The organism is Acinetobacter thutiue (assembly GCF_030385805.1).
GTDB lineage: Bacteria > Pseudomonadota > Gammaproteobacteria > Pseudomonadales > Moraxellaceae > Acinetobacter > Acinetobacter corruptisaponis.
On the sequence record NZ_JAUDZE010000026.1, the window covers coordinates 1 to 1,272 of the forward strand.

Sequence of the window (1,272 nt, forward strand, 5' to 3'; positions counted from 1 at the left end):
CCACTGCTGTCCCATAGTTTGCTTTAAATAAAAAAACCTGAGTCCTAACAGTTAAAATATGAGTGTAAACAAACACTTTAACGACCAGGATTCAGGTTTTGTCACATCAGAATACCGTATTTTATGAGCTAATTAAACCTGTTGTGCGACAGGATTTTGAACAACTTGCTAAAGTACACCATGTTGGACAGAAATTTAGAGCGACTTCCCGTTGGGATCAGTTTATTGCCATATTGATGTCTCAATTCTCTTGTAGGCAAAGTCTGAGAGATATTCAATCCAATTTGGAGTGCCAACAGGAAAAGCTAAGTCATCTCGGAGCAAAATCTATTCCCCGAAGCACGCTGGCACGAATCAATGAGCAGCAGCCTGCTGCCTTGTATCAACAGCTATTTTACAAGTTGCTTAAATACTATGAACACTCAAAAGTAGCTCATAAATTTCGCTTTAAAAATCCCTTGTATTCCTTGGATGCCAGTCATATTGACCTGTCGCTTTCCTTATGTGAATGGGCCAAAGTTCATGACTCAAAAGCCAGCATGAAACTCAGCATAGGATTGAATCACAGCAATGATATTCCTGAGTTTGTTGCAGTTGAAAATGGCAAAGAAAATGACATGGTACAAGGTCGCAAATTCCAGTTTCCTGCTGGCAGCATTGTAGTTTTTGATAAAGGCTATGTCGATTACCAATGGTATGCAAATCTGACTGCTCAAAACATTGGATTTGTCACACGTTTTAGGCCTAAATCTGTGTATCAGGTGATCCAGCAACATCCAGTGCTTGAATCCAAAGGTATTCTAAAAGATGAAACCATTCAGCTGAATAGCGCACATGCCCTAAAAAGAAAAGCCCCAGTGTTAAGAAGAATTGAATATAGAGATCAGCAAAGTGGCAAGCACTTTAGCTTTCTCAGCAATAACTTTCATTTAGCCGCCTCCACCATTGCGGCGATTTATAAAGATCGTTGGAAAGTTGAGCTGTTCTTTAAGGCGATTAAGCAGAATCTCAAATTAAAAGCGTTTCTAGGCCGCAGCAGGAACGCAATTCAGACACAAATCTGGATTGCGATGATCGCCTATTTATTGGTGAGTTTCGCTCAACATTTAGGGAAAACAGGTTGGACAGTTCAACGTTTACTCAGAATAATTCAAGTGAATTTGTTTGAAAGAAGAACTTTAAAAGCTTTATTTTCACCCGATAAAATACCCATAAAACAAGAGGAAGCTCAAATGAGCTTCCTCTTGTGAAAAATTGTGGGACAGCAATGGC

At 39.5% G+C, this 1,272-nt stretch carries 1 protein-coding gene; it reads left to right on the plus strand.

Annotation, left to right across the window (positions count from 1 at the left end; translation table 11 throughout):
- Nucleotides 1–98: 98 nt before the first annotated feature.
- Complete coding sequence (locus tag QTA56_RS18245) at nt 99–1,250, plus strand: IS4-like element ISAbe18 family transposase (protein WP_058971770.1); 1,152 nt, start codon at nt 99–101, stop codon at nt 1,248–1,250.
- Nucleotides 1,251–1,272 lie beyond the last annotated feature (22 nt).